26 protein-coding genes are annotated in these 25,072 nt (G+C 63.0%); 16 read left to right on the top strand and 10 right to left on the bottom strand.

What is annotated here, in order from left to right; translation table 11 throughout:
• Positions 1 to 742: 742 nt before the first annotated feature.
• From CHB88_RS14810 to CHB88_RS14800, 3 genes are all read right to left on the bottom strand, one after another.
• Complete coding sequence (locus CHB88_RS14810; RefSeq protein ID WP_089400113.1) at positions 743 to 1,744, bottom strand: hypothetical protein; 1,002 nt, start codon at positions 1,742 to 1,744, stop codon at positions 743 to 745.
• Between the two features lie 459 nt (positions 1,745 to 2,203).
• Entirely contained in the window at positions 2,204 to 3,181 is a 978-nt protein-coding gene (locus CHB88_RS14805; protein ID WP_089400112.1) for a ParB/RepB/Spo0J family partition protein, read from the bottom strand.
• Complete coding sequence (locus CHB88_RS14800; protein WP_245844996.1) at positions 3,178 to 4,305, bottom strand: ParA family protein; 1,128 nt, start codon at positions 4,303 to 4,305, stop codon at positions 3,178 to 3,180. The genes CHB88_RS14805 and CHB88_RS14800 overlap by 4 nt, the downstream gene beginning before the upstream one ends.
• 334 nt (positions 4,306 to 4,639) lie before the next feature.
• On the opposite strand from CHB88_RS14800, the gene CHB88_RS24585 reads away from it, so the two are divergent.
• Positions 4,640 to 4,867: a hypothetical protein gene (locus CHB88_RS24585; RefSeq protein ID WP_143131301.1), complete on the top strand. Its 228-nt coding sequence runs from the start codon at positions 4,640 to 4,642 to the stop codon at positions 4,865 to 4,867.
• Between the two features lie 622 nt (positions 4,868 to 5,489).
• Here CHB88_RS24585 and CHB88_RS14795 read toward each other — a convergent pair.
• Both CHB88_RS14795 and CHB88_RS14790 read right to left on the bottom strand, forming a co-directional pair.
• Positions 5,490 to 6,476: an XdhC family protein gene (locus CHB88_RS14795; RefSeq protein ID WP_089400110.1), complete on the bottom strand. Its 987-nt coding sequence runs from the start codon at positions 6,474 to 6,476 to the stop codon at positions 5,490 to 5,492.
• Between the two features lie 68 nt (positions 6,477 to 6,544).
• On the bottom strand, positions 6,545 to 6,928 hold the full coding sequence (locus tag CHB88_RS14790; protein ID WP_089400109.1) for a non-heme iron oxygenase ferredoxin subunit: 384 nt from the start codon (positions 6,926 to 6,928) through the stop codon (positions 6,545 to 6,547).
• A gap of 369 nt (positions 6,929 to 7,297) precedes the next feature.
• Here CHB88_RS14790 and CHB88_RS14785 point away from each other — a divergent pair, with 369 nt between their 5' ends.
• The 13 genes from CHB88_RS14785 to CHB88_RS14725 all read left to right on the top strand — a co-directional run bounded on the left by CHB88_RS14785 (position 7,298) and on the right by CHB88_RS14725 (position 17,738).
• Positions 7,298 to 7,798, top strand: coding sequence for a hypothetical protein (locus CHB88_RS14785; protein WP_089400108.1), 501 nt, complete (start codon positions 7,298 to 7,300; stop codon positions 7,796 to 7,798).
• A 20-nt stretch (positions 7,799 to 7,818) separates the two neighbouring features.
• Complete coding sequence (locus tag CHB88_RS14780) at positions 7,819 to 8,118, top strand: hypothetical protein (RefSeq protein ID WP_089400107.1); 300 nt, start codon at positions 7,819 to 7,821, stop codon at positions 8,116 to 8,118.
• Between the two features lie 69 nt (positions 8,119 to 8,187).
• Positions 8,188 to 9,135, top strand: a complete 948-nt coding sequence (locus CHB88_RS14775; RefSeq protein WP_089400106.1) for a substrate-binding domain-containing protein — start codon at positions 8,188 to 8,190, stop codon at positions 9,133 to 9,135.
• Between the two features lie 68 nt (positions 9,136 to 9,203).
• Complete coding sequence (locus CHB88_RS14770) at positions 9,204 to 10,046, top strand: 3-methyl-2-oxobutanoate hydroxymethyltransferase (protein WP_089400105.1); 843 nt, start codon at positions 9,204 to 9,206, stop codon at positions 10,044 to 10,046.
• Between the two features lie 9 nt (positions 10,047 to 10,055).
• On the top strand, positions 10,056 to 10,916 hold the full coding sequence (locus CHB88_RS14765; protein ID WP_089400104.1) for an alpha/beta fold hydrolase: 861 nt from the start codon (positions 10,056 to 10,058) through the stop codon (positions 10,914 to 10,916).
• A gap of 41 nt (positions 10,917 to 10,957) precedes the next feature.
• The gene (locus CHB88_RS14760; RefSeq protein ID WP_089400103.1) at positions 10,958 to 12,001 is read left to right on the top strand and encodes an amidohydrolase family protein; all 1,044 of its coding nucleotides are present in this window, start codon (positions 10,958 to 10,960) and stop codon (positions 11,999 to 12,001) included.
• Positions 12,002 to 12,029: 28 nt separating this feature from the next.
• Positions 12,030 to 12,725: an RraA family protein gene (locus tag CHB88_RS14755; protein WP_089400102.1), complete on the top strand. Its 696-nt coding sequence runs from the start codon at positions 12,030 to 12,032 to the stop codon at positions 12,723 to 12,725.
• Between the two features lie 54 nt (positions 12,726 to 12,779).
• Positions 12,780 to 13,892, top strand: coding sequence for a zinc-dependent alcohol dehydrogenase (locus CHB88_RS14750; RefSeq protein WP_089400101.1), 1,113 nt, complete (start codon positions 12,780 to 12,782; stop codon positions 13,890 to 13,892).
• A gap of 6 nt (positions 13,893 to 13,898) precedes the next feature.
• Entirely contained in the window at positions 13,899 to 14,960 is a 1,062-nt protein-coding gene (locus CHB88_RS14745) for a CobW family GTP-binding protein (RefSeq protein WP_089400100.1), read from the top strand.
• A 20-nt stretch (positions 14,961 to 14,980) separates the two neighbouring features.
• A complete protein-coding gene (locus CHB88_RS14740) occupies positions 14,981 to 15,469 on the top strand; it encodes a hypothetical protein (RefSeq protein WP_089400099.1) in 489 nt (162 codons plus the stop codon).
• A 147-nt stretch (positions 15,470 to 15,616) separates the two neighbouring features.
• A complete protein-coding gene (locus tag CHB88_RS14735; RefSeq protein ID WP_089400204.1) occupies positions 15,617 to 16,606 on the top strand; it encodes a Bug family tripartite tricarboxylate transporter substrate binding protein in 990 nt (329 codons plus the stop codon).
• 18 nt (positions 16,607 to 16,624) lie between these two features.
• Complete coding sequence (locus CHB88_RS14730; RefSeq protein ID WP_176442496.1) at positions 16,625 to 17,386, top strand: molybdate ABC transporter substrate-binding protein; 762 nt, start codon at positions 16,625 to 16,627, stop codon at positions 17,384 to 17,386.
• A gap of 136 nt (positions 17,387 to 17,522) precedes the next feature.
• Positions 17,523 to 17,738, top strand: coding sequence for a hypothetical protein (locus tag CHB88_RS14725; protein ID WP_089400097.1), 216 nt, complete (start codon positions 17,523 to 17,525; stop codon positions 17,736 to 17,738).
• A 356-nt stretch (positions 17,739 to 18,094) separates the two neighbouring features.
• Here the strand turns inward: CHB88_RS14725 and CHB88_RS25675 are convergent, their stop codons facing one another.
• Complete coding sequence (locus tag CHB88_RS25675) at positions 18,095 to 18,370, bottom strand: hypothetical protein (protein WP_245844987.1); 276 nt, start codon at positions 18,368 to 18,370, stop codon at positions 18,095 to 18,097.
• Between CHB88_RS25675 and CHB88_RS14720 the strand changes: the two genes are divergently transcribed.
• Positions 18,344 to 19,288, top strand: coding sequence for a YsnF/AvaK domain-containing protein (locus CHB88_RS14720; protein ID WP_245844986.1), 945 nt, complete (start codon positions 18,344 to 18,346; stop codon positions 19,286 to 19,288). The two genes, CHB88_RS25675 and CHB88_RS14720, sit on opposite strands and share 27 nt — an antisense overlap.
• Before the next feature lie 78 nt (positions 19,289 to 19,366).
• Here the strand turns inward: CHB88_RS14720 and CHB88_RS14715 are convergent, their stop codons facing one another.
• Both CHB88_RS14715 and CHB88_RS14710 read right to left on the bottom strand, forming a co-directional pair.
• On the bottom strand, positions 19,367 to 20,890 hold the full coding sequence (locus CHB88_RS14715) for a sensor domain-containing diguanylate cyclase (RefSeq protein WP_089400095.1): 1,524 nt from the start codon (positions 20,888 to 20,890) through the stop codon (positions 19,367 to 19,369).
• A gap of 77 nt (positions 20,891 to 20,967) precedes the next feature.
• The gene (locus CHB88_RS14710) at positions 20,968 to 22,146 is read right to left on the bottom strand and encodes an MFS transporter (protein WP_089400094.1); all 1,179 of its coding nucleotides are present in this window, start codon (positions 22,144 to 22,146) and stop codon (positions 20,968 to 20,970) included.
• 223 nt (positions 22,147 to 22,369) lie between these two features.
• Between CHB88_RS14710 and CHB88_RS25670 the strand changes: the two genes are divergently transcribed.
• Positions 22,370 to 22,933: an SEC-C metal-binding domain-containing protein gene (locus CHB88_RS25670; protein WP_245844985.1), complete on the top strand. Its 564-nt coding sequence runs from the start codon at positions 22,370 to 22,372 to the stop codon at positions 22,931 to 22,933.
• 13 nt (positions 22,934 to 22,946) lie between these two features.
• Here the strand turns inward: CHB88_RS25670 and CHB88_RS14700 are convergent, their stop codons facing one another.
• Together CHB88_RS14700 and CHB88_RS14695 are read right to left on the bottom strand one after the other, a co-directional pair.
• Positions 22,947 to 24,296 carry a hypothetical protein gene (locus tag CHB88_RS14700; protein ID WP_089400092.1) on the bottom strand — a complete coding sequence of 450 codons (1,350 nt, stop codon included), beginning with the start codon at positions 24,294 to 24,296 and terminating at the stop codon, positions 22,947 to 22,949.
• A gap of 41 nt (positions 24,297 to 24,337) precedes the next feature.
• Positions 24,338 to 24,946: an isochorismatase family protein gene (locus CHB88_RS14695; RefSeq protein ID WP_089400091.1), complete on the bottom strand. Its 609-nt coding sequence runs from the start codon at positions 24,944 to 24,946 to the stop codon at positions 24,338 to 24,340.
• Positions 24,947 to 25,072 lie beyond the last annotated feature (126 nt).

Here is a 25,072-nt window from a genome sequence, read left to right as displayed (position 1 = left end):
GCCCAAGAGACGAACCGGTCCAACGTACGCCGCTGATCCGGCAACCATGCAGGTCGATGCTTATCCTGCCGGTCGTTCCTTTCATCCGGGGCTGCGGCCGGTTCGATGATGGGACGCGCTCCATATCCGCCTTGCGCTGCACAATCCCGTCGCGCAATTCTCGTATGGCTGCGTGCGGCTCTAGCGCCGAATGCGTTTTCGTCTTTGCCGATGGTCATCGCCTGCACCAACCCCGCGGGAACCAGCCGGTCGACGGGCCCATACGTTGCGCACAAAGGTCACGCCCGGAAAGCCGATCCGCACGGTCCACGACAGTTCAGAGAAAGACGCACTCACAGGCTTGCGCTGATCATTGCCCTATCACGGGCCGCATCAAACGGGTCGAGACGCTTGTCCTAGTTTCTCCCTGACAGACTGTGCAGGACATGTCGAGAAACCTGCCCGGCGATCCATGCGCGGTGAGTCGGGTGATGTACCAACCCGCCTTCTCGGCGACAAGCGCCAGAGTAAAAGCCCGCATCCAAGGAATCAGCATGAATCAGAGCGGCGCGTACTGCGGGGGGTGATCGTCTTCGTGGCCGCATCTTTCAACTGCAATTCTCGTCCCGGTCATAAACTTGCATAGACGCATTATTTTCCCAGGTTTTTCGCTGCCGACGGTTTCCGATTGCCTCTTCATGGTGCTTCAGCCTGGTGTTCCTTTACCGCGGCTTCTTCCACTACGTGAATGCGGACCGTTGCTTCAAACGGCGTACCTTTCCCCATGTGACGTAGCGAACTGCGGCGCGGCTCGCAGAAGGAGCGTACCCTCCTGAATCCGCTTGGCGAAGCGTAGGTTGACCGGGAAGCTGCCGGTATTCGATTCGACCAGATGCGTGTCACTGCCCGCTCGGAAAACGCCGATCGGCGCCCCGTGCTGGTCGCAAACCCAGTAACCGTCATAACGCGCATCGAGGTTGGACAACAAGCGCTGCATCTCGCCCTGCTGACTTTCTTCCTGTTGAACCGTGTCTCGGGATTCCTTCAACCAGCGGAAGTCTAGGTTCCGTTTCAGCATGGCAGCGAGATAGGCCACCACCTCTCGGCCGCGAAGCTTTTCGAGGCAGTGCGCGACGGCGGCGACCACGTCTCCAAGCCGGCTGCCACGACTGCGTGCCAGCTTCATCAGGTAGCAGACACCGCTTTTCTTCACGCCCAGTCCAAGCAGGCAAAGCAATTCGGCTGGCAATCCCGTTTTGCGATCGATCTGGTTTTTGTCGGCAGGCTCCGCAGTCGCGGTTGTATTCTGTAAAGATTGTTCGGGTTTGGTAAGTTCTTCTTGTATACGGCCGTCTTCCATTTTGGCAGGCCGCGGGCTGTGAATAACTTCGCTTAGGCCGAGCAGCACCAGGGCCTTTCCAGTGAGCTGAATCGGGGACAGGTGGAATTCTCCATTGTGCTCCCGCCGTTTCTGGGAACGTTCGATATAGCCCTTGCCATCAAGTTGGCGCAAACCGCGGTATAGCGTCGACTCGGATGCAATCAACGCTTCAGCACGAAGCGTATCCCGGCGGGGGAAAACCGCCTTCTCGGGGTTTTTGATATTGATGAAGGTGAGTATCCCGAATAGGACGCGTCTCGCCGTCTGGTCGAGGTCCAGGCAATTCATCGGATCGAAAACAGCCGCTCGTGCCGCGATCAGGGGAGCTGGTAAAAACCTGGCGCAAGCAACCGCCTGGCTTGCCCCGGCATCGGGGCGATCCATAGTAAAAGGTTGCACGATCTCACTCCGCTAGCCCGAAGGCAGCAAAGGATTGATAGGGCACGATTGGGGAGATTTAAGGCGAGTATCTACTCGGCGGTTTCGTGAAAATCACGAAAATCTCCGTAAGCGTGCAAGAAATTGGCTGTGGCGTCTTGCACTTCGAAGCACTTACGGATAGACTCGGAACTGTCCAGATTTCGATGTCATCTTGCCGTATCGGGTGCTTCGAAAGCGGCTGAAGCCCGGCTCCAACCGGGCTTTTGCTTTTTTCGGCCACTAATCTGTATCGATCAGGTTTTCATGGCCTTCTCCTTCTACCAAACTATCAAGTCGTTGATTCATAAGGGTTCTCTACTAGAGCAAACCTGCATGTTGAATCGAGTATGAAGGGACGGCTCTTGTTGAGAAGGATTGAAAACAGTAAGTGCTTGATTTCAAAGCTTTCTCTACTAGAGCAGATCAGTCCCCGCCTTTCATTCCTTTTGCCAGCGCCTCAAGTACGTTTCTGATGGCGTCATGGGCTGCCTCAGCCATTTCCGGCGATTTGAAATCGAGCCGAATCGTCCGGTCGTTTCGCCGTACATCGCAATAGACTGCCTTACCCACTTTTATGCGAACCGGCTCAAGCTTTGCCGGCTTCGTCGGCATTTCGCCAGCACCCGCAAATTTCACTGCACGGGCCTGGTCGAGTTCGCCGGAAATCACCTTCGACACAGCCTCCACCACCCGTTGCGCATGGCCGGATTTTGCTGCCGCAGCCAAGGCTTGGGCAGCGTTGGCGCCGATGGCTGCCGGGTGCTCGTTGAGAAGGTGGACGGCTTCGGCCGGAAGTTCGGCAAACGCCATCAATCGGGAAACTTGCTGCCGCGAAATTCCGGCCATGTCAGCCAACTCTTCATGGGAGAGATCGCCTCGACGGGAACGCAGCATGCAGAAACCGAGATACTTTTCGTAATCCGGCAGATGCGGTTGAAGGAGGTTGGCATAGAAGGCATTGACGTCCGCCTGTTCCTTGTCGGTGTTGCGAACCACTGCCGGAATGCTTTCCCGGCCGAGATCCCGGAAGACCGCGACGCGGTTGTGTCCGGAAATGATTTCGTAACCCCCGCTTTCCCGCTGCCTGACCGTGATGGGCGTCACCAGTTCGTTCTGGCGAAGGTTCTCGCGTAGCTCCTGATATTCCTCCGCCGTCAGCTTGCGCCGCCGCCCTTCAATCTCGTGCAATTCGCTCAGCGCTATCTCGAGGCTGGAAGCCTTGGCTTCGGCTTCCTTCAAACGCTTCTCGAGTTCTTCCGCGCGGGCTTCTGCGGCGTCCATGCGTTGGGTTGCATTGAGGAACATCGCCGGCGCGGTCTTGACCGACTTTTCCGCCGGCTTTTCGATGGAGCGCGCCTTGACGCCGGCCGTCTTCGCGCCCAGCTTGTCGTAGATGCTCATGCATTACTCCAGGAAAGCGCCAACTGGTCCAGAATGTAATCCGCGAGCCTATCCAGCGGCTCCTTGTAGCGCCGATAAGCTTCCATGCTGCCGTCGGGCTTGCTCAGGTCGTAGATGGTTTTCAGCTGGGCCGATGCCGTACGCGCCGCCGTGCTTTCGGGGATCTCGATTCCGTTGATGTGCGTGCCATAGGCTTGCTTCATCCAGGTCTTGACCAGGCGGGAGATTTCATTCGCCTGCACCTTGGTATAGATGATGGAAATGAAGTCGTAGCGTTTCTGCTTTGCGTCCGGGAGGCTGTCAACCAGCTCGGAAAAGATTCCCCAGAACTGTACGCTCGACGCAAAATCAAGGGCGTCCGGCGGGCAAGGCATCAGCAGGCCATCGGCCGCGATCATGGCGTTCAGCGTCAGGTGGGAAAGGCTGGGAGAGGTATCGATCAGAATCAGGTCGAAATCCTTGCGCAGCGGAGCGATGCCGTTCTTCAGCACTTCCCAGAAATGGAAGCCGCGCTGCTGCATGGCTTTTGCCGGGAGCGCGAATTCCGCCGCCAGCAGACCGCTGGAGGCGGGAATGACGCAGAGGTTATGCCAGTAGGTCTCCTGCACGGCGTAGCGCAGATCGGACTGGTCGTCGTGAATGAAGGGCATGATGGTATGTTCCACCTCGACATCCTGCTCCGGGCTGATGCCGGCGAGCTGCGTTGCCGTGCCCTGGCCGTCGCAATCGATGATCAAAACCCGCAAGCCGCGCAGCGTTGCCGCCTGCCCGATCGCGACGGTCGTGCTGGTTTTTGCCACGCCGCCCTTGTAATTGCAGACCGCAATGACCTTGCCTTCCCTTCCTTCCGGACGGGAAGGGTGGCCGCCGATGGCTTTTACCCAGGTAATCGCTTCTTCGAGAGAATATTCCTTGGCTTTCGACCCTTCGATCTTTCGTCCAGAAGGCAGATTATGCTTTTGGGTGAGGTACTTGATCTGGGTCTTGTCGACGCCGCACAAGTCCGCGATCGCGCCGCTATTGAACGTCGGAGCGACCTTGCGCGGATGGGGTTCTATCATTGCATCCCGCACTTGCGCCAAGACATCCGCCGCGGTATTGGCAAGCAGGTCCAAGTCGTCCATGCTGACTTGTTGTAAACTCATGATCACTCCGTTTTTGGCGAATTGTTCTGCATTTCTTGAATAATATAACAAAATACGGAAATGAAATATGTTTACAGAAAAATTTTACGCCTTTGATATCTATTTTTGGCAATCCATTTCCCTTAAAAAACGCGGACTAACAGGACGTTCTTAAAGAGAACTGCGAAAGTTGCTGCTAAACATCTGTTTTAAAAGCAGAAATCTTTGCGATCCAAGTAAATGTCCCCGAAATTGTCTATCAAATGACACTATTGATTATAAAAACCCGTTGAAGGCAACTGCGACCGGCTTTTGGAGCTGTGGAAGCCGGTTGTTGGAATATTTGCGAAGCCTAAATCGCACTGAAGAACCCAATGAAGAAGGCGCCGGGCATGTCGTTTTCTTTCGTGACGATAACCGGACATGCAACCTGATCAAGGAGAACTGTTCACGAGCCGGCAAGGGGAAACAAGCCGAGCGGTTGCAGATCTCCTTCAAGCCGAAAAAATCGGACGGGAAGGAGCCTGCGGAAGGCATTCACGGCATTCACGGCATTCCGTGATCAGTACTTCAAAGTCACATGCCGATTTCCCTAAAGACGTTTTGGTCATTCCATCCACGGTGACAGCACAGCCAAACTCGGTTTGGCCCGAGTGGCCGGAAGCCCATGGACTAAAAACGAAGTTAATTCGCTTTCGCGAAGAACGCTCCACGCCCGCAGGAAGTAGTGAGCATCAATAGTGTTGACGTCCAAGCGTCCGTCGCCCTCCACGAGCCTCGGCGAATAAGGGCATCCTAGGTTGCTCAGGATCAGCCACGCCGACTTGCGACTGTCTCAAGCCGTCCAAACCAGCACCGCATCTGGGAAAAAGCCTGAAAAGGGATGCAGGAGCCCAGCCGAGCCCGCGATTGATCGACCAATAACAAACCCGGTCCGAGTCCGTTGTTCGATCGGCAGGGCAGCCCGTCCCGGTTCCCGCCGCAGCCCATCCCGATCGAGGCGTCTTATCGTCTCGTCGGAATCATGGTCCTGAAAGCCAAGGACCCGGCCCACTTTGGGAATCGGCAATTGCCAAGCCGGCACTTACCAACCCCGTTGCCGAAAATGAAAAGGCGAGGTTGCCCTCGCCTTCCTTGCACTGTGCCGGCCGCATTGCGCGCCGGCTTCCGGAGCATTGCCCCGGCTATGCTACCGCACAGGAACTGGCCTCCGACGGCACCTCCCGTTCCGCCGCCGCGTTTTTCACCGCCACGATCTCCGCCAGGATGGAAATGGCGATTTCAGGGGGCGTCCGGCTGCCGATGCGCAGTCCGACCGGGCCATGCAGCCGGCCGATCTCTTCCGGCGTCAAGTCGAACAGGGCCAGCCTTTCCTTGCGCTTGGCCGTATTGGCGCGGGAGCCTAGGGCGCCGACATAGAAGGCATTCGACTTCAGCGCCTCGAGCAAAGCCATGTCATCCAGCTTGGGATCATGGGTGAGGGCGACGACCGCGGAATGGGCATCGAGCTGCATGGCCAGCACCTGGTCATCCGGCATGGCGCTGCTCAGGGTTACGCCGGAAACATCCCAATTCGCCGAATACTCTTCCCGTGGATCGCACACCGTGACGTTGAAATCCAGCGTCTGCGCCATGGTGGCGAGATAACGCGAAAGTTGGCCGGCGCCAATGATGAGCATCCGCCAGCGAGGCCCGTGAATGGTACGCAGCACCTTGCCGTCGAAACTGATCTGCTCGTCGCGCGCCGCCGGCGACAGCGTGACGCGGCCGGTTTCCATGTCCAGCACCCGCGCCAGCACTTCATGCTCGGTGGTGCGCGCGATCAGCTCGGCGATCCATGCGGTATCGCCCAGCGGCTCCTGCATCAGGCGGAGCGTGCCGCCGCAGGGCAGGCCGAAGCGGGCAGCCTCTTCCTTGGTCACGCCGTAGACCGTGAGCGCCGGCTTGCCGCTGGTCAGCGGCGCCTTGCGCACCCGTTCGATCAGGTCGTCCTCGACGCAACCGCCCGAAACCGAACCCACCACCTGCCCGTCTTCGCGCACCGCGAGCAGCGCGCCCGGCGGGCGGGGCGATGAGCCCCAGGTCTCGATCACCGTCACCAAGTCCACCCGGTGACCCTGGCGGCGCCACTCGAGCGCCGAGCGCAGGACATCCAAATCCACACTATCCATGTCGTGCTTGCCTCTCCGGAACCAAGATATTGCAGCCATGCCCGCAGGCTGGCCAGACAGGCGCTACTTTATACCGCTTTCGGACAGGCCGCCTTCTCGTCCAGGCCAAAGGCGGGCTGGTCGGGATCGATGAATACCCGACCGTCGATCACCTGCACGGCATAGGTGCGCAGCGGGATCATGCAGGGCGGCGCCACCACTTCGCCGGTCTTGATATTGAAGGCGCCGTTATGAAAATCGCATTCGACCACGTCGCCGTCGATATCGCCTTCGGAGAGCGATCCCGGGCCATGAGTGCACAGGTCGTCGGTGACGTAATATGCGTTGTCAATGTTGAATACGGCGAGCGCCAGGCCATCCTTTTCCACTTTGGTGGCGCAACCCGGCTCGATTTCGGCGGCGCTGCAGAGCTCCATCAGACGAAGCGAATTGATATCCTTTGTCTCGGTCATTGTCGTTCTCGGTCTCTCTTGGGTTATTCGAGGGTTCCCGACTTCGTGCGGGAATCCGCCCTGATTCTTCATTGACATCAAAGCGCCACCAATGATATCGTAAAACCGTTTAAAGGAACATGGTCTCACATAGCAGAACGCCCTGATTCCGGAGTGTTTCCGGGCATTGCCTGCAAGGGAACCACGCACAGCAGACGGCGCACGAACGCCGCGGCCCACATCCGCAAAGAGGAGACACGATGCCGAACCGACCAACCCATGTCGTGCCGCATGGCGCGAGCGCCGCCGCTTTCCGCCGGTAGGACGCTACCAGAGCCATCCGCCGATGCGAAACCACATCAACCGCGCCACCCTATATACCGGAACGCGATGACTGACAGCAGCGCGAAAATCGGGGTGCGTCATCGCATCGCCGATCCGAACTCCGCTCCGCGAAGCATCAAGTTCGTGGGGCTGGGGCACGGCGGCCACCGGATGGCCTGCGCCGTGGCGCGCCATCGCATGCGCAATGTCGAAGTGCTGACCCCCGAGACCCAGGCTGCCGTCACGCCGCTCGGGCAGGAAGGCGAGCCGGCCGAACTGCTGCGCGCGATCGGCGTCGAGAACAGCGCAATGATGAAGGTCATGCAGGGCGCCAACATGGTTTTCATCGCCGCCGCCGTCGGCGACGACCTGTCGTTCGCGCCGCTGGTCGGCAATCTCTCGCGGCGCATGGGCGTGCTGGTAACCGCCATTTTGATCCAGCCGGCAGACCTGGACGACGCCGCCGCCCGCGCGGAGCGCGCCGCGCTGCGCAAGGCCTCGGACTTGCTGGTCATCGCCTCCGACGAGTCCTACGCGCTCGACATGCTGAGCGCCCTCGGCGCCTAGCCCGCGGACAGGGATGCGCCATGCTAGGTTCTGCCCGAAAAAGCCCGGCCCAGCTGCAGGCGCTGGAAGCGGTCCGGCAATGGACCAGCCAGCGCTTCAGCCTGCTGCCGGATGAAACGGTGATGGTGACGGAAATGGCTTGCAGCCTGCCCGGATGCCCGCCGCTGGAAACCGTGATCGCATTCTGGACCGCGGATGGCAAGCGGCACCATTACAAGATTTTCAAGCCGGCGCTGGAGGTAGTGGAGGATGACCTGCCGCCTTACTGGATGAAGGATGCGCTGGTCGTGCCGGAAGGCATGAGCTGCGACTGCTGCTGAAAAGCCGCGGCCAACCGGATGAAGCCAACCGGATGCGATGAGCAACGGAACAAGCAAAGGAAAAAGAACATGACAGATCGCAAGCTGAAAACCGCCCTGCAGACCATGGGCCATACCCGCGCCCTCAAGAATGGCGCCGTGCGCCCGCAAACCTTCGATTTTGAATTCGAGGAAGTGCCGGCGATCATCCAGGCGTTCCGGCGCATGGTGCGCGGCCTCGAGTTCGACATCAGCGAGATGGCGATCACCACTTACATCACCGCCCGCGCCTACGGCAAGCGCATCACCGCGCTGCCGCTGCCGGTGATGCGCGCCTACCACCATGGCGCGATGAAGGTGAATTCCACGCTGGGCATCACCGATCCGAAGCAGCTGGAGGGCAGGCGCGTGGGCGTCAACCGCGGCTATACCGTCACCGCCGGCGTCTGGGCGAGGGCGGTGCTGCAGCACGAATACGGCGTCGATCTTTCCAAGATCACCTGGGTACTGTCGGGCGACGAGCATGTGGCCGAATTCCAGGCGCCGGGCAACGTGGTGCCGGTCGAGGCCGGCCGGAAGCTGGAGGACATGCTGATTGCCGGAGAGCTGGCGGCCGCCAGCGGCATCGAGATCGACCAACCGAATGTCAAGCCCCTGCTGCCCAATGCGGCGGAACTTGGCTTCACCGCGCTGCGCGAGCGCGGCTACTACCCGATCAATCATCTGGTGGTGGTAAAGGATGAATTGCTCGAAGCGCAGCCGGGCCTCGCCACCGACATCTTCAATGCCTTCGTCGCCGCCAAGCAGCCGTATCTCGAAGAGCTGAAAACCGGCCAGTTCAGCGCGCCGGGCAAGAACGACGATACCTACCGCCGCGTCATGCAGATCACCGGCAAGGATCCGCTGCCGTATGGCGTCGAACCGAACCGGAAGATGATCGAGGCGGTGATCCGCTATGCAACCGAGCAGGGCATCCTGAAGCAGCCGTTTACGGTGGATGAATTGTTCGCCGCCGAAACGCTGAAGCTGGAAGGCTAGGGCGGCTGAAGGCTGAAAAAATAAAGACCAAAGACCAATACAGAAGAATCGAAAAGGAAGAGACGAGCATGCAGCCCAAGCAAGACAGCATCACCATTCCCGCCCTGCAGCGGATGAAGCGCGACGGCAAGAAGATCGTCGGCGTGGTCGCCTGGGATTACCAGATCGCCCGCATCGCCGACCGCGCCGGCGTGGACATCGTGTCCGTTGGCGACACCGTCGGCATCAACCTGTGGGGCCACAGCAATCCGCTGGAAGTGACGATGGAAGAAATGATCATCGTCTGCAAGGCGGTGCGGCGCGGCGTGCAGCGCGCGATGGTGAGCTGCGACTTTCCCTTCGGCCCGCTGCAGGAAGGCACCGATTCGGCGGTGAAGGCGGCGATCCGCCTGGTGAAGGAAGCCGGCGCCGACATCATCAAGCTCGACGGCGCGGCCGACTTCCCGGAAGCGGTGACGGCCATCACGCGCGCCGGCATCCCGGTGTTCGCCCAGTTCGGCATCACGCCGCAGACGGCGCTGCAGTACGGCATCGACTATGCCGCCATGCTCAAGGGCGACGTGCAGGTGCCGGCGGAGATGACCGAGCGACTGGTCGAGGAAGCGAAGCGCCTGGAAGCGGCCGGCGCGGCGCTGCTCGACTTCACCAATTCCGGCCCGATCGTCGGGCCGGCGGTGGCGCAGGCGGTATCCATCCCGGTGATCGGCGGCCTCGGCGGCGGTCCCTGGCTGGACGGCCGCATGCGCATGGCCCATGCGGCGATCGGCTATGCCGCCAGCAACCTCGACAACCCGGCCGACACGTATGCCCAGGTCGCGCGCACCACGCTGGAGGCGCTCGGCGCCTATGCGGAAGACGTGCGCGCCACCCGCCAGATCAAGGGCGGCATCAAGGTCAAGCCGGCGGCGTGAGGAGGGACGATGGCTACCGCGATCATCGACGGCATCAAAACGCGTTATGAGGTGGTGGGGGAGGGCGAGCCGCTGCTGATGTTTTCCCCCGGCGGCTTCGACGCCACCCTGGAGAAATGGTCCTCGCTCGGCATCTATGCGAAAACAAAGCCGCTGGAGCACCTCACCAAACGCTATCAATGCATCATCTACGACCGCCGCGAGACCGGGCAGTCCGGTGGCCGCGTGGAACGGGTAGGCTGGAGCGATTTCGTCGCCCAGGGCAAGGGCTTGCTCGATCATCTCGGTATTAAAAAGGCGCACCTGATGGGCGGCTGCATGGGCTGTTCGCCGGTGGCCGCCTTCGCCGTCGCGCATCCGGAAGCCGTGCAGAGCATGGTGCTGTACTGGCCGGTGGGCGGCGCGAAGTACCGGATTTCCAGCCACCAGCGCTTCGCCGAGCATCTCGCTTTCGTGCATCAGAACGGCTTGCAGGCGGTGGTGGACCTGGTGCAAAAGGATGGCAAGGCCTTCGGCGCCGATCCGCGCGGCGGCCCCTGGGCATCGGTGATCCGCAGCGATCCGGCATTTGCCGCGGCCTATGCGGCGCAGAGCGCAGACAAGTACAAGCTGGTCGTGGCGGCCATGGGCCGCACCCTGTTCGACCGCGACACCGCGCCCGGCGCCGAGCCGGAGGAACTGATGCAGCTCGACATCCCGGCCCTGATTGTGCCGGGACGGGATGCATCGCATGCCACCTCGGCCGCCCGCTACCTGGAAGAGTGCCTGCCGAAGTCGGAATACTGGGATGTCACGCCCGAGCAGCAGACCGAGGCCGCCACCGCCGAACGCCTGCTCGATTTTCTCGGGCGGGCCGGCTCGGGCGCCTAGCGCCGGTAAACAACAAGCACAAGACAGGAGACATCCGCACCATGATCATCGACATTCATTGTCACTACACCACCGAGCCGAAGGCGCTGCAGCTGTTCCGCGACAAGCAGCTGGCCGGGGTGCTGGACCCGGCGCGCAAGCCGGCATCCATGGATCTCGGCATCAGCGACGAGCAGCTGATCGAGAGCGTACAGCCGCAGCTCAAGCTGCAGAAGGAGCGCGGCGCCGACCTCACCATCTTCTCGCCGCGCGCCGCCGGCATGGCTCACCATGTCGGCACCGAAGCGGTCAGCCGGCAGTGGGCGCGGGTGAGCAACGATCTCATCCACCGCCTCTGCACCCTGATGCCGGACAACTTCGCCGGCGTGGCGCAGCTGCCGCAGTTTCCCGGGGTGTCGCCGAAGAACTGCGTCGAGGAGCTGGAGCGGGTGGTGAACGAGCTCGGCTTCGTTGGCGTCAACCTGAATCCCGATCCGTCCGGCGGCTACTGGACCGATCCGCCGCTGACCGACCGCCACTGGTATCCGATCTACGAGAAGCTGTGCGAGCTGGACGTGCCGGCGATGATCCATGTGTCGTCGTCCTGCAATCCCAACTTCCACCATACCGGCGCGCACTACATCAATGCCGACACCACCGCCTTCATGCAGCTGATACAGGGCGACCTGTTCAAGGACTTTCCGTCGCTGCGCTTCGTCATTCCGCACGGCGGCGGCGCGGTGCCCTTCCACTGGGGACGCTATCGCGGCATGTGCCTCAATATGCGCAAGGTCTCGCTGCTGGACCATCTGATGAACAATGTGTTCTTCGATACCTGCGTCTACCACCGTCCCGGCCTGGAGCTGCTCACCAGCGTGGTCCCGATCGACAACATCATGTTCGCTTCCGAGCTGATGGGCGCGGTGCCGGGCATCGATCCGGAGACCGGCCACCATTTCGACGACACCAAGCGCTATCTCGACCAGATCGGCTTCCTCGGCGAGCAGGACCGCTACAAGCTGTTCGAAGGCAATGCCCGCCGAATCTATCCGCGCCTGGACAAGCTGCTGACCGAACGCGGCCGGCCGGCGCGCCAGGCGGCCTGAACCAATACATTTAAAGAGAGAAAGAGACATGACCCAGCCATCCCTATCCGACATCCGCCGCGACTTCGAGCGCGTCTCGCCCGACATCGTGCAGAAGGCATCGCAATTCGCCTCGTCGATCTTCGCCGATGTCGCCGGCCGCCGCGGCGCCCTCGATGCCCGCATCCAGCCGCTGGCGCGCGAGATGCGCATCGCCGGCCCGGCCTTCACCATCGAAGTCCGCCCCGGCGACAACCTGATGATCCATGCCGCCATGGCGATGGCCAAGCCGGGTGACGTGCTGGTCATCGACGGCAAGGCGGACCGCACCGCGGCGCTTATGGGCGCCATCATGATGACCGCCTGCAAGCAGCTCGGCCTGGCCGGCGTGGTGCTCGACGGCTGCCACCGCGATACCGAGGAACTGCTGGAACTCGGCTTCCCGGTGTACTCCATCGGCGCCAATCCGAACGGGCCGAGCAAGAATGTCCCCGGCCGCATCAACTGGCCGATCAATGCCGGCGGCGTGGCGATCAACCCGGGCGACCTGGTGGTGGCCGACGCCGACGGCGTGGTGGTGGTGGAACGGGAGAAAGCCGCTTCGCTGCTGGAGCCGGCGGCGAAGAAGGTGGCGGCGGAGCGCGCCCGCATCGACGGCATCCTGAGCGGAAAGAACATCCGGCCGGGCTGGCTGGACGAGGCATTGCGCGCCGCCGGCGTGCTCAAGGAAGGCGAGACGCTGTAAGCGCCTCGTGACTCACAATCGAACGAGAACACTAGAGAAAAGAAGGAAGACGACGTGGAAAAAGTAAAAGCAGCAGTCAAGACCGGCGCCGGCAAGATCGAGCTCCAGGAATTCCCCATGCCGGAGATCCCGGTCGACGGCGCGCTGATGCGGGTCGACGTGGCCGGCATCTGCGGCACCGACGTCAAGATGTTCAAGCAGGGCCTGACCACCGGCGGTCCGGTGATCATGGGCCATGAAAACATCGGCACCATCGTCAAGGCCGGCCCCGAGTTCGTCGCCCGCAAGGGCTTCAAGGAAGGCGACCTGGTGTTCGTCGAGCATTACGTCGCCTGCGGCAAGTGCGAATGGTGCCACCAGGGCGAATACCGCCATTGCGAGAACACCGACTGGCGCACCAACCCCGACGGCATCCGCTACGGCTACAGCACCAGCGACAAGCCGCCGCACCTGTGGGGCGGCTTTGCCCAGTACATGTACCTGCCGTGGAACGCGGTGGTGCACAAGGTGCCGGACGGCGTATCGCCGGAACTCGCCGGCCTGGTGACGCCGATGGCCAACGGCATCGAATGGGCGCTGTTCGACTGCAACGTCGGCTACAACTCCACCGTGCTGATCCAGGGTCCGGGCCAGCAGGGCCTGTCGCAGACCATCGCCTGCAAGCAGGCCGGCGCTTCGCTGATCATCGTCACCGGCACCTCCAAGGATGCGGCCCGCCTGGAAGTGGCGAAGAAGCTCGGCGCCGACTACGTGATCGACGTGCAAAAGGAAGACCCGCTCAAGCGCATCATGGAAATTACTGGCGGCAAGGGCGTGGACGTGGCGCTGGACTGCACCGCCGGCGCCGGCACGGTGCCCATCCTGCTCGCCGTGGAAGCGCTCAAGCGCAAGGGCGGCACCATGCTGATCCAGGGCGAGATGGCGGAGTTCCCCAACTTCCCGATCGGCAAGGTCACCACCAAGTACATCACCATCAAGAGCGCCCGCGGCCACAGCTACCGCGCCTGCGAACTGGCGCTGCAGCAGCTCGCCTCCAAGCGCTTCCCGCTGGAACTGCTGACCACGCACCGCTTCGGCCTGAAGGATACCGAGTATGCGATCAAGTCGGTCGGCGGCGAGGGCGCCAAGGATGTGGTGCACGTCTCGCTCATGCCGTGGATGGAATGAGCGGCAATGAGTGACGCTGCACTCCCCGGCGCGCGGATTCCCGTCACGGTGCTGACCGGGTATCTGGGCGCCGGCAAGACCACGCTGCTCAACCGCATCCTGTCGGAGGACCATGGCCGGCGCTATGCCGTCATCGTCAACGAGTTCGGCGAGGTCGGCATCGACAACGACCTGATCCTCAACACCGACGAGGAACTGTTCGAGATGAACAACGGCTGCATCTGCTGCACCGTGCGCGGCGACCTGATCCGCACCCTGCATGGCCTGCTCGGCCGGGCGGGGCAGGGCGGCTTCGACGCCATCATCGTCGAGACCACCGGCCTGGCCGACCCCGGCCCGGTGGCGCAGACCTTCTTCGTCGATCCCTTCCTGCAGGAACGCACGGTGCTGGACTCGGTCACCACCGTGGTCGATGCCCGGCATGTGATGCTGCGCCTGGACGACAGCCGGGAAGCGGTGGAGCAGGTGGCCTTCGCCGACCAGATCGTGCTGAACAAGACCGAGCTGGTGAACGAGGACGAACTGCGCCGGGTGGAAGCGCGGCTGCGCCGACTCAATCCGCTGGCGCCGATCCATCGCGCGCAGCGTTCCAACGTCGCGCTGGACAAGGTGCTCGGCCGCGGCGGCTTCGACATCGAACGCATCGTCACGCTGGAGCCGGATTTCCTCAATCCGGCGCACGGTGAAGCGGGGCATGTGCATGACGAGCACTGCGGCCATGACCATCATGATCACGAGCACCATGAACACCACGACCATGAGCACGACAGCGGCATCGCCAGCATTTCGCTGACCTCGCGCCGCCCGATGGACGGCACCCGCATCAGCCTCTGGCTCAACGGCTTGGTGGCGAGCAAGGGCCCGGACATTCTGCGCGCCAAGGGCATCATCGACGTGCAGGGCGAGGAGCGACGGCTGGTGTTCCAGTCCGTGCACATGATCCTGGAGGGCGATCTGCAGCGGCCATGGCGGCCGGACGAGGACCGCTACAGCCGGCTGGTGTTCATCGGACGCAATTTGAACCGGGAAGCATTGCAGGCCGGGTTCCTCGGCTGCGAGGCGACCTGATTTATCGAACGGAAAACGACATGCTAGTGACCAGCACGGCTTACCTCGCGAGCGACACCAGCCATCGCATCGATCATCCCAATTCCTCGCCGCGCCATATCCGCGTGGTGGGAATCGGCATCAAGGGCGCCGATTCGGCCCAGACCTTGAACGCGGCGCAGATGCGCCATGTGCGCAGCGTTTCCCTGCCTGCCAGTGCCGGACCCGGCGCCAGCATGGAAGCCACGCTGCAATGCGCGCGCGACCAGGGCGTCGACCTGACAAGCGAGCTGCGCGACGCCGATCTGATCTTCCTGGTGGCACATGCGGGCGATGATGTCAGCATGGCCCCGGCAATCAAGCAGCTGGCGCGCCAGCAGAACGTGTCCATCACCGGCGTGCTGGTGCAGGACCGCAGCGCCGCCCAGGATGCCGCCAGCCTGGAAGTGCTGCGCGCCTCGTCCGACATGCTGATCATCGCCTCGGACAATGACTACGTGGAAGACATGCTGCAGGAGCTCGGCGCCTGACAGGCAGGCGAACCAGAACAGAGAGAGCGCGAACCACGCGCCGCAAGAAGGAGACGAGGAGCGCCCCGGCGCCAGTCTGGCAGGCTGATGCCGCCTGCCGGTGCATCCCCGTCCTTGAAGAATCGAAATTCAATCAGGATGGAAGACATGAAAACTGCAAACAATCTCATCAAGACCGGACTGCGTTGCCTGATCGCCGGCGCGGCCCTGGTCTCGGCCAGCGCCGGCGCGCAAAGCAATTACCCCAACAAGCCGGTGCGCATCATCGTGCCGTTCTCCCCCGGGGGCACGGCCGACATGCTCGGGCGCCTGGTGGCGCAGAAGCTCACCGAGAGCATGAAGCAAACCTTCGTCGTCGAGAACCGCGGCGGCGCCGGCGGCGTGGTCGGCTCGGACCTGGTGGCGAAAGCGGCGCCGGACGGCTATACGCTGGTGGTGTCGGGCGTCGCGTCGCATGCGATCGCGCCGACGCTGTCGAAGAAGATGCCGTTCGATCCGATCCGCGACTTCACCCATATCGCCCTGTTCGGCGGCCCGCCCAGCATGCTGGCGGTTCACCCCAGCGTGCCGGCCAAGGACCTGAAGTCCTTCGTCGCCCTGGCCAAGTCCAAGCCGGGAGAACTCAGCTATGCCTCGCCCGGCAACGGCACCATGGGCCATCTGGCGGCGGAGCAGTTCAAGCAGCTGGCCAAGATCGACATGACCCATGTGCCGTACAAGGGCGCCGGTCCGGCGGTGGCGGACCTGATCGCCGGCCATGTGCCGGCCGCATCCAACACCCTGTCCACCATGTCCAGCCATGTGAAGGCGGGCAAGGCGCGCGCGCTGGCCGTCAGTTCGAAAGCGCGGGTGGAAGAATTTCCGGACGTGCCGACCTTCGCCGAACTCGGCTATCCCGAGATGGTGGCGACGATCTGGTTCTCGCTGTCGGGGCCGAAGGGCATGCCGCAAGACATCGTCAATCGCCTGAATGCGGAAGTGGTGAAGGCCCTGCAGGCGCCGGACGTGCGGGAAAAGCTGAAGCCGGAAGGCATCGAGACCAACAATATGGATGCCAAGGCCTTCACGCAATTCGTGGCGGCGGAACTGAAACGCTGGGCGCCGGTCGTGAAGGCGTCGGGCGCGCAGGTGGATTGAAACATGCGGGAAAATCGAATGAAGAAAAACACAAAAACCACAAGGCTGTTCATGTCGGCGGCGTTGGCTGCGGTCGCTTGTCTCGGGCAGGCGGCGGAAATCCGCGTGCTGAGCGCGGCCGCGGTTCAGGTGCCGCTGACGGAAGTCGTCGCCCGCTATGAGAAGGAGAGCGGCGACAAGGTTCTGGTGGAGTATTCGACCGCCGGCGGCGTCGATGCCAAGCTCAAGGAGGGCTATCAGGCCGACCTGGTGATCAGCGATCGCCAGCGCCTGGAAGCGCTCGCCACTCAGCGCGTGCTGCCGTCCGGTTCGCCGCGCACCCTGGGCGTGGTACAGATCGGCGTGGCGGTGCGCGCCGGCGGCAAGCGGCCGGACATCGCCAGCGTCGAAGGCTTCAAGGCTTCGCTGCTGCGCGCCGACTCCGTTGCCTACGGCGATCCGCCCAAGGGCTCCACCACCGGCGTGCATTTCGCCAAGCTGCTGCAGCAGATGGGCATCGCCGAGGCAATACGGCCAGCGGCGCAACTGGCGCCCAACGGCCTGGCGGTGATGAAGCTGGTGGACGAGGGCAAGGCCGAGCTGGGCATCACCCAGATCAGCGAGATCCTGCACGTCAGCCCCGGCACGCTGGTCGGCCCCCTGCCGCAGGAGCTGCAGCTCAAGACCAGCTATGCGGCTGCCCCGGGCACCGGGCCGGAGCAGGAAGGAGCCGCGAAATTGCTGGACGCGTTGAGCAGCGCCCGTGCGAAAGAGGATTTCAAGCACGCCGGTTTCGATTGAGCGGAGCCGCAGATGCTTCCTGGAATGATAACTACATATACGCTTTGCTTATAACTGCTATCCGGTCTCTGAATTAGATTTATTACCTCGTAGACTTTATACTGCACCGCAATAAGCATTCACGCATGGAGCAGATATGTCTACGGTTGCAACCCGCCCCACCAGCATCACCGGCCTGCAGGAGTCGTCGTTCGTCAGCGCCTTCTTCGGCCGCCTGTTCGCCAATCAGCCCCAGGCTGAAGCGCCGGCACGCAACAGCCGCTTCGCTGCGCTGGATGCGATCGAAGTTGCCCCGCGGCTGTCTTCGGTCGCCATCGAGTGCGACAGCTGGGTGAGCTGGATGAAGCGCTGATCACCAGAGATCGGGTCATCGCAAGCCGTCCTCGTCAGTGGCGGCGCCAAACGAATCCCTTCCTGCCTGGGCACGAAGGGATTTTTATTTGCCTGTTGCATGGCCGCCGCGCAGGTGCTTTGGCGTCGGCGCGCAGCATCACGGGTGACAGGGGTCGGCCGTTTCGCCGACCACCGGCTTTTCCGACGGGTATCGCACCCAAGCCCGGGACGCGTTCGAGCTCAAGCGATGCGGCGCGCCTTGAAACCTTCCTGAGAAAAACCGTGTGCGCCGGCCAATGCGCGGTATGCATGTCCATCAGGCATAGCAGGAAAGCATTGTGAATCTTTCCATATTCCGCCTGTCTACTTTCTTCTTCATTTTTCAGCTTTGAGGGCTTCGGCCTGCGAAAGGAGAAAGTCATGCAGGACCATACGGTTATTGCCGCTTTTGAAAATTCTGGTGACGCGCAGTCGGCCGTGAATGCGTTGGCTCAGGCGGGCATTTCCCGCACCAATATCCAGATGCATCCCGCTGCGGATTCCGGCTTGTCGAGTGATACCACCACCACGACTTCCGCAGAGCATTCCGGTGGAATCGGCGGCTTCTTCCGGTCGCTGTTCGGCATGGATGACGATTACCGCGATACCCATGATGTCTACGCCGAGTCGGTGCGCCGCGGTCACTATGTTGTGACGGTAAATGCCGACAGCGACAGCCAGCTGGAGCAGGCGTCGGACATCCTGAACCGCTTCAATCCGGTGGACGTCGACCAGCGCGCCCAGCATTGGCGCAGCCAGGGCTGGGCCGGCTACGACGAAAACGCGCCGCAGCTCGGCCGCGACGAGATCGAGCGCGACCGCACCGCCTATGCCGCCATGCCGCGCACCGACACTACCGCCGATTCCACCGCCGACACGCAACGCATCCCGGTGATCCAGGAAGAACTGAAGGTGGGCAAGCGCATGGTGCAGCGCGGCGGCGTGCGCGTATTCCAGCGCGTGCGCGAAACCCCGGTGAACGAAGAAGTGCGCCTGCGCGAAGAGCAGGTCAAGGTGGAGCGCCATCCGGTCGACCGCCCGGCTTCGGAAGCCGATTTCGCCAGCATCAAGGAAGGCGCGGTGGAGCTGCGCGAGACCGCCGAGGAAGCCGTGGTGTCCAAGACCGCGCGCGTGGTGGAGGAAGTGGAAGTGGGCAAGGAAGTGCGTGATCGCACCGAGCAGATCAACGACACCGTGCGCCGCACCGATGTGGAGGTGGAGCAGCTCGGCGCCGGCGATCGCGGCATGGCGCGCACCGATGCCATGATGGCCGACGACGATACCGAATATCGTCGCCACTGGCAAAATACCTACGGCACCTCCGGCGGCCGCTATGAAGACTACGGCGATGCCTACCGCTATGGTTCGCAGATGGCGGGCGCCGACAGCTTCAAGAATTACCGCTGGGAAGAGGCCGAGCCGCAGCTGCGCAGCGACTGGGAACGCGATCATCCGGGCAGCACCTGGGAGAAGGTGAAGGATGCGGTGCGCTACAGCGTCGAGCGCGCCCGCGGCCATCGGACCCACTGAGCAGGCCAGTACTACTAAGCAGGGCAGTACGTTGACAGCGTCCGTCGCCGGGTCTCCGGCGACGGACGCTTTTGATTTTCAGGCGGCGTGCCGGGCCGTTCCCTGCGGCGCTTCCGCTTCGGTTGCCGCGCCGCGCATCAGGCAAGCCTGGTTGCGTCCCTGCGCCTTGGCCTGGTACAGCGCCATGTCGGCCAGGGCCAGGAGCCGGTCGGAATTGTGCGCGTGGCCGCTATCGGTGCTGGCCACGCCGATGCTGATGGTGACGCAGCGCGAGGCGCTGGCGCCCGAATGCTCGATGCCGAGCGCTTCCACCGCTTCGCACAGGCGCTGCGCCACCGTCAGCGCGCCTTCGGCGCCGCTCGACAGGATCACGGCAAACTCTTCGCCGCCATAGCGCGCCACCCGGTCGACATGACGATGCAGCGCTTCCTTGAGCGTCTGCGCCACCCTGAGCAGGCAGGCATCGCCGGCCTGGTGGCCGTAGGTGTCGTTGTAGGACTTGAAGTCGTCCACGTCCAGCAGCATCAGCGCCAGCGGCAGGCCCTCCTTCTGGTGCCGCATCCATTCCTGCTGCAGGGCGAGGTCGAAGCTGCGGCGGTTCGGAATGCGCGTCAGCCCGTCCAGGCTGGAGAGCCGGTCCAGTTCCCAGTTCTTGCGGCGCAGATCGCGCTGTGCCTGAAAGGCGCGGTAAGCCCAGGCCAGCAAGGCGCCGATGACCACCAGAACGAACAGGCTGATGAAGCCGGCCCGCACCGAGCGCAGCATCCAGTGATTGAATGCCTTCTCGAACAGGACGCCGGCATACACCACGATATCGCCTTCCGGCACCATCTTGTATGCCGCCATGCGCTCCTTGCCGTCCAGCGGCGAGGTCGAATGGTAGACGCCGCTCGGCGCCTTCGCCAGCTGAGCGAACAGCGGACCGCTGGCATTGTTGCGGCCGACATGCTGCTGCATGTTCGGATAGCGCGCCACCAGGTCGCCGTTGAGCTTGTAGACCGCGATGGTGGGTTCGACACTGAAGCCGAACAGTCCATAAAACTCGGTCAGGTGTTCGGTCGCGATGCCGGCTGTGATCATGCCGAGCCGTCGGCCATCCTGGTCGAACACCGGCAGGGAAAGCGTGAACAGCACCGATCCTTCCGGGCCGCCGACCCTGATCGCCGGACCGACGAACAGTTCCGAGCCGTCCTGCTTCATCCGGAATTGCGTCTGCTTGCCGAGATCGTGCAAGCCGGCCGCGGCGGCATCCGACATGGCGACGATGCGGCCTGCCGCGTCGAACACGGCGATGGTGCGGCAGCCGTTGAAACTCTCGCAATACGACTTCAGGCGCCAGCGCCGAGCCGCCTGGCTGGACTGGTCGAAGCCGCCCGACTCGGCAATGGAGTCGGCGATCAATCCGAGAACCGCCTGTCCTTCATGCAGCGAATTGCTGATATGCGCCGCCACCACGCGCGTCACGTCGGTGACGGTGGTTTCCTGGCGTTCGCGGGTTTCGCTGTAATCAGCCCATATCTGCAGGCTGGTGGCGCCCGCGACGACGATCGCGATCCAAGCGGCGACGGCGACGGCATTGATGCGCGATGGATGGAAGGCCATGCTGGAAACTGCGCTGGAAGCGTGGGCAGGGGAAAGTTGGCGGATGGATGAAATGTAGCACGGTTTCCGGTTGGCAACTACCTCCCGCCGCTCGGTTTGGCCTGCAACCCGGACGAGGCATCCGCTTTGCTGCGCCGGGCATTGAGCCAGCCGCCGAACAGCAGCAGCACCGCGTTCGACCAGAATATCGGATACAGGCCGAGGGCGGAGCCGAGCGAACCGAACAGCAGCGGCACCATGATCTGGGTGAACTTGTTCACCGTCAGCCGCACGCCCAGCGCCTCTCCGGCCCGCCCCGGCGGCGAATGGTTGTAAGTCATGATGATCGAGAGCGGCTGGCCGCAGCCCAGGCCAAGTCCCAGCAGGAACGAGATCAGCGCCAGCACGTAGGGATCGCGGAACACCGGGAACAGGAAGTAGGTAAGGCCGGACATTAGCAGGCAGCCGGTCAGCATCCGCACTTCGCCGATGCGCCGCGCCATCGATCCCATGCCGAGGCGCACCACGAAAGCCGCCGCCGCCTGCATGCCGAGGATCAGGCCGATGTGGGACGCGTCCAGGCCGATGCCGCGCCCATAGATCGGCATGTAGAAATTGAAGAGGTCGATGCCGGTCAGGATCAGGCCGCTGGTGATATAGGTGCCGCGCAGCGATTTGTCGCCCAGCAGTTCGCGCACGCCGCCCGCCTGCTCTTCCTTGGCGGGGCGTATCGTCGGCGGGATGAAGCCGGGCGCCGCCAGAAGCACCAGCGCCGGCGCCAGCGCGATGCCGGCCAGCGCCAGGCTGCTCGGCGCATAGCCGGCATGGTCGATCAGGGCGCCGACCAGTATCGGCCCGGCCATGCCGGAGATCGACGCCCCCAGGCTGAAGGTGCCGAAGTTGCGGGTGCGGGCGCTGGCATCGCCGAAGGAGCCGATCAGGTTGTGCACCGAGACGTGGAAGAAGATGTTGCCGACGCCGATCAGCGCCGCCGACAGGTAGAGCGCCGGCAGCGTCGGCCAGAGCGCCGGCAGCAGCAGCCCGAGTGCGAGGCCGGTGCCGCCGCCCACCATCGGCCAGCGCACGCCGATGCGGTCCGATATGCGCCCGGCGTGAATCGCCAGCAGCATGGGAAACACCGCATAGAGGGAGGCAAGCAGGCCCACTGCCGGCGGCGGCGCCCCCAGGTGCAGCGCGAACAGGCTCATCAGCATCTTGCTGCCCTTGAGGCTGATCTGGTTCAGGACGGCGAGGAAGACGGTGAGATAGATCGCCATGGATGCGTGATGGAGGAGGGCGCCGGCCGCATGACTTCCCGGGTTCGGCCGCAGAGGTGACATGAGGGCGAATTCTAGCGTATATTCTGTCATGCAGACTGCTGTTCTGCATATGGGAACAACGGGGCGCGGCGAGATTGCCAAGTCTTCCCGCCTCGGGCACCATTCCCTCCGTCTGGCCGCACGGCGTTCCGCCCCGGCCGCGTCGATGGCAGCACACCTCATGAAACCAGGCAGAAACGATCCCTGTCCCTGCGGCAGCGGCAAGAAATTCAAGAAATGCTGCGGCGAGATCATCGCCCTCACGCCCGTCGCTGCGGCGCCTGCCATGCAGCGGCCACGCCAGGCGCGCGCCTGCGGCGACTGCACCGCCTGCTGCGACGGCTGGGTGGCCGGCACCATCCATGGCCACGAGATGAAGCCGGGCGTGCGCTGCCATTTCGTCACCGACGGCGGTTGCAGCATCTACGACACCCGGCCCGAATCCCCCTGCCGCAATTTCATCTGCGGCTGGGCGATCGAAGGCAGCCCTTTTCCCGAGAGCTTCAGCCCGCCGCAGACCGGCGTGATCATCGTGCCGGTGCGCTGGCGCGACAGGACGGCTTTCCTGCTCAAGTCCGCCGGCCGCGATCCGGATGCCGGCCTGCTGAACTGGATGGCCGATTACAGCCGCCGCACCGGCCATCCCTTCTTTTACGAAGAGAAGGGCGAGAAGCTCGGCTTCGGCCCGCCCGAGTTCCAGCTCGACATGCTGCAGCGGGCCCGGCGCGGCGAACCGATGTGGTAGGGCGTCCGCTTGCTTACTTGTCGAAGTAGCCGGACTCGATGAAGCGCAGCCACAGGTTGCCGACCACCTTGATGCTGTCCTGGGTATAGAGGTAGTGCGAGAAGTCGCGCACCCGCGCCACCCGGTACTTGGCGACCTGAGGTTCCATCACTTCCCGGTGCGCGTCCACCACCTTCGGCGGAATCGCCTCGTCGCGGGTGCCGTTCATGTCCAGCACGGGAATCGTCTTGAGCGCGGCCGGCGGCAAGCTTGGCTCCATCACTTCCTGCAGCAGCGCCGGCAAACCGCGTTGCCGATACTCCGCCGGCAGCCAGTCGGCCTGCCACAGGCGCAGCGCGGTCTCGGTCAGCGCGGCGGCGTTGAACTGCATCGGCGCATCCTCGCCGCTTTTGAAGCGCGGGCTCTTGAGCGCGTTTTGCCACCAGCGCTGACGGGTAGCCTCATCGAGCTCCCGGGTGTAGTAAGTGAAGTCGTCGTAGCCGCGCTCCCGCAGCCGGAGTGCCGTCTGCGCATAGGGCGTCGCGTAATCCCCGGCCTTGCTCTTGCGGTAGACGTAGGCCAGGCCGGTGCTGCTCGTGCCCCAGCCGAGATAGCCGTCGGGCGGCAGGTGCTTTGCCAGCGGATAAAGGAAGGCGCCGCCGGTCGACATGCCCCAGTAAAGCAGAAGCGCCTGGTCCCGCTGCGCGGGCGGCAGCGCATGCTCGATGGCCTTGCGGTAGCCGGCAAGATAGGTTTGCGCCGTGGTGGCCAGCATCTGGCGGTACAGCTGGGTGTCGGCCTTGGGCATGCGGTAGGTGGAACTGTCGCCGGAAGTCGCTTCCTTGCCGGCGGTCGTCTTCACCTCGAAATCGGCTGCGGACCAGGGCGCCGCCTGCCGGCGGTTGAAGATGGGCATGCGCTGTTCCAGCGGGATGTCCTGCCAGGAGCCGCTGCCGTCGCGGGCAAGGAAGTTCCAGCGACCGACGCGGGTCAGCGCAATGAAGGTGACGCCACGCTTGGCCAGCCAGACGCCTGGGCCTTCCTTGCCTTCCGGCGTTTCCAGAAAGTCCATCGCGTATTCGCTGCCGGGCTCGCCGCCCGCCACCACCAGCTTGCGGCCATGATGGCGCCGCGGATTGTCGGGCACCAGCGTGACTACCACCTGTGTAAAGGACTGGCCGTAGGCAGTGAAGTCTATATAGTCGATCTGCTTCCGGTAGCCGCTTGTTTCAGGATATTCGTTCCCGTTGCGGATGGCGGCGATGGCTTCCGGTTCCAGGGTGCCTCTGTCCGGCGGCAAGCTCCAGCCGGCCGCAAGCGCAGGCATCGATGCCAGCAGTGACACCACCAAAGCCACCGGCACTGCGAATTTCGAATGCATCATCGTCTCCTCATGGGTAATTGATTATCTGGCGATGCAGCTGCTCATTCACCCAGCAGCCGCAGAATCTCCTCCGTCCGCCGCACCCACGCCAGGCGCGGAAAGACATGGTCCATCAGGTGCTCATGGGTCGCCGTCGACGGCGAGGTGCAGGCGTCGCGCGCCAGCACCAGGTTGTAGTCGAGATCGCGCGCCGCATAGGCGGTGCTGGCGATGCCGATTTCGGTCGAGCCGCCGCACAGGATCAGGGTATCGACGCCGCGGGTGCGCAGCGCGAGGTCGAGATAGGTCTGGAAGAAGGCGCTCCAGCGGTATTTCGGGATGAGGTAATCCTCGGGCTGCGGCGCCAGCGCCGCCACGATGCGGGAACCGTCGCCGCCGGCCACCGCGGGCCGAAAAGTCGGCGCTTCCGCAGGATCGCGCCGTCTGCCGCCGAAATCCATGTCGCGCAGGGTATGGGCGCTGGTTGCATTGTCGGGCCGGTGGCTGGCGCAGGCATGGGCGACCATCATGCCGCGGCTTCGCGCCGCATGGAGCAGCCGTGCCGCCGCCGCGATGACCGGAGAATAGCGGGACCGGGTCGCCGCATCGCGCTCGACATGGCCTTCGAGGAAGTCGAACAGCAGCAGGGCAGTACGGTCGGCATTCAGCATCAGGGCTTCCTCATGCAGGTGGTTCCGTATAAAAGAACCATGTTTCGTTATCGTTTTATTTTGCCAGGAAATGTGATTAGATGGTCAGCACGCGCGGCAAGCAGACCGGGTTGCGCTACGCCTGCC

The organism is Noviherbaspirillum humi (assembly GCF_900188095.1).
Lineage (GTDB): Bacteria > Pseudomonadota > Gammaproteobacteria > Burkholderiales > Burkholderiaceae_D > Noviherbaspirillum > Noviherbaspirillum humi.
The sequence above is the reverse complement of the archived record's forward strand: the minus strand, read 5'-3'. Positions and strand labels throughout refer to the sequence as shown.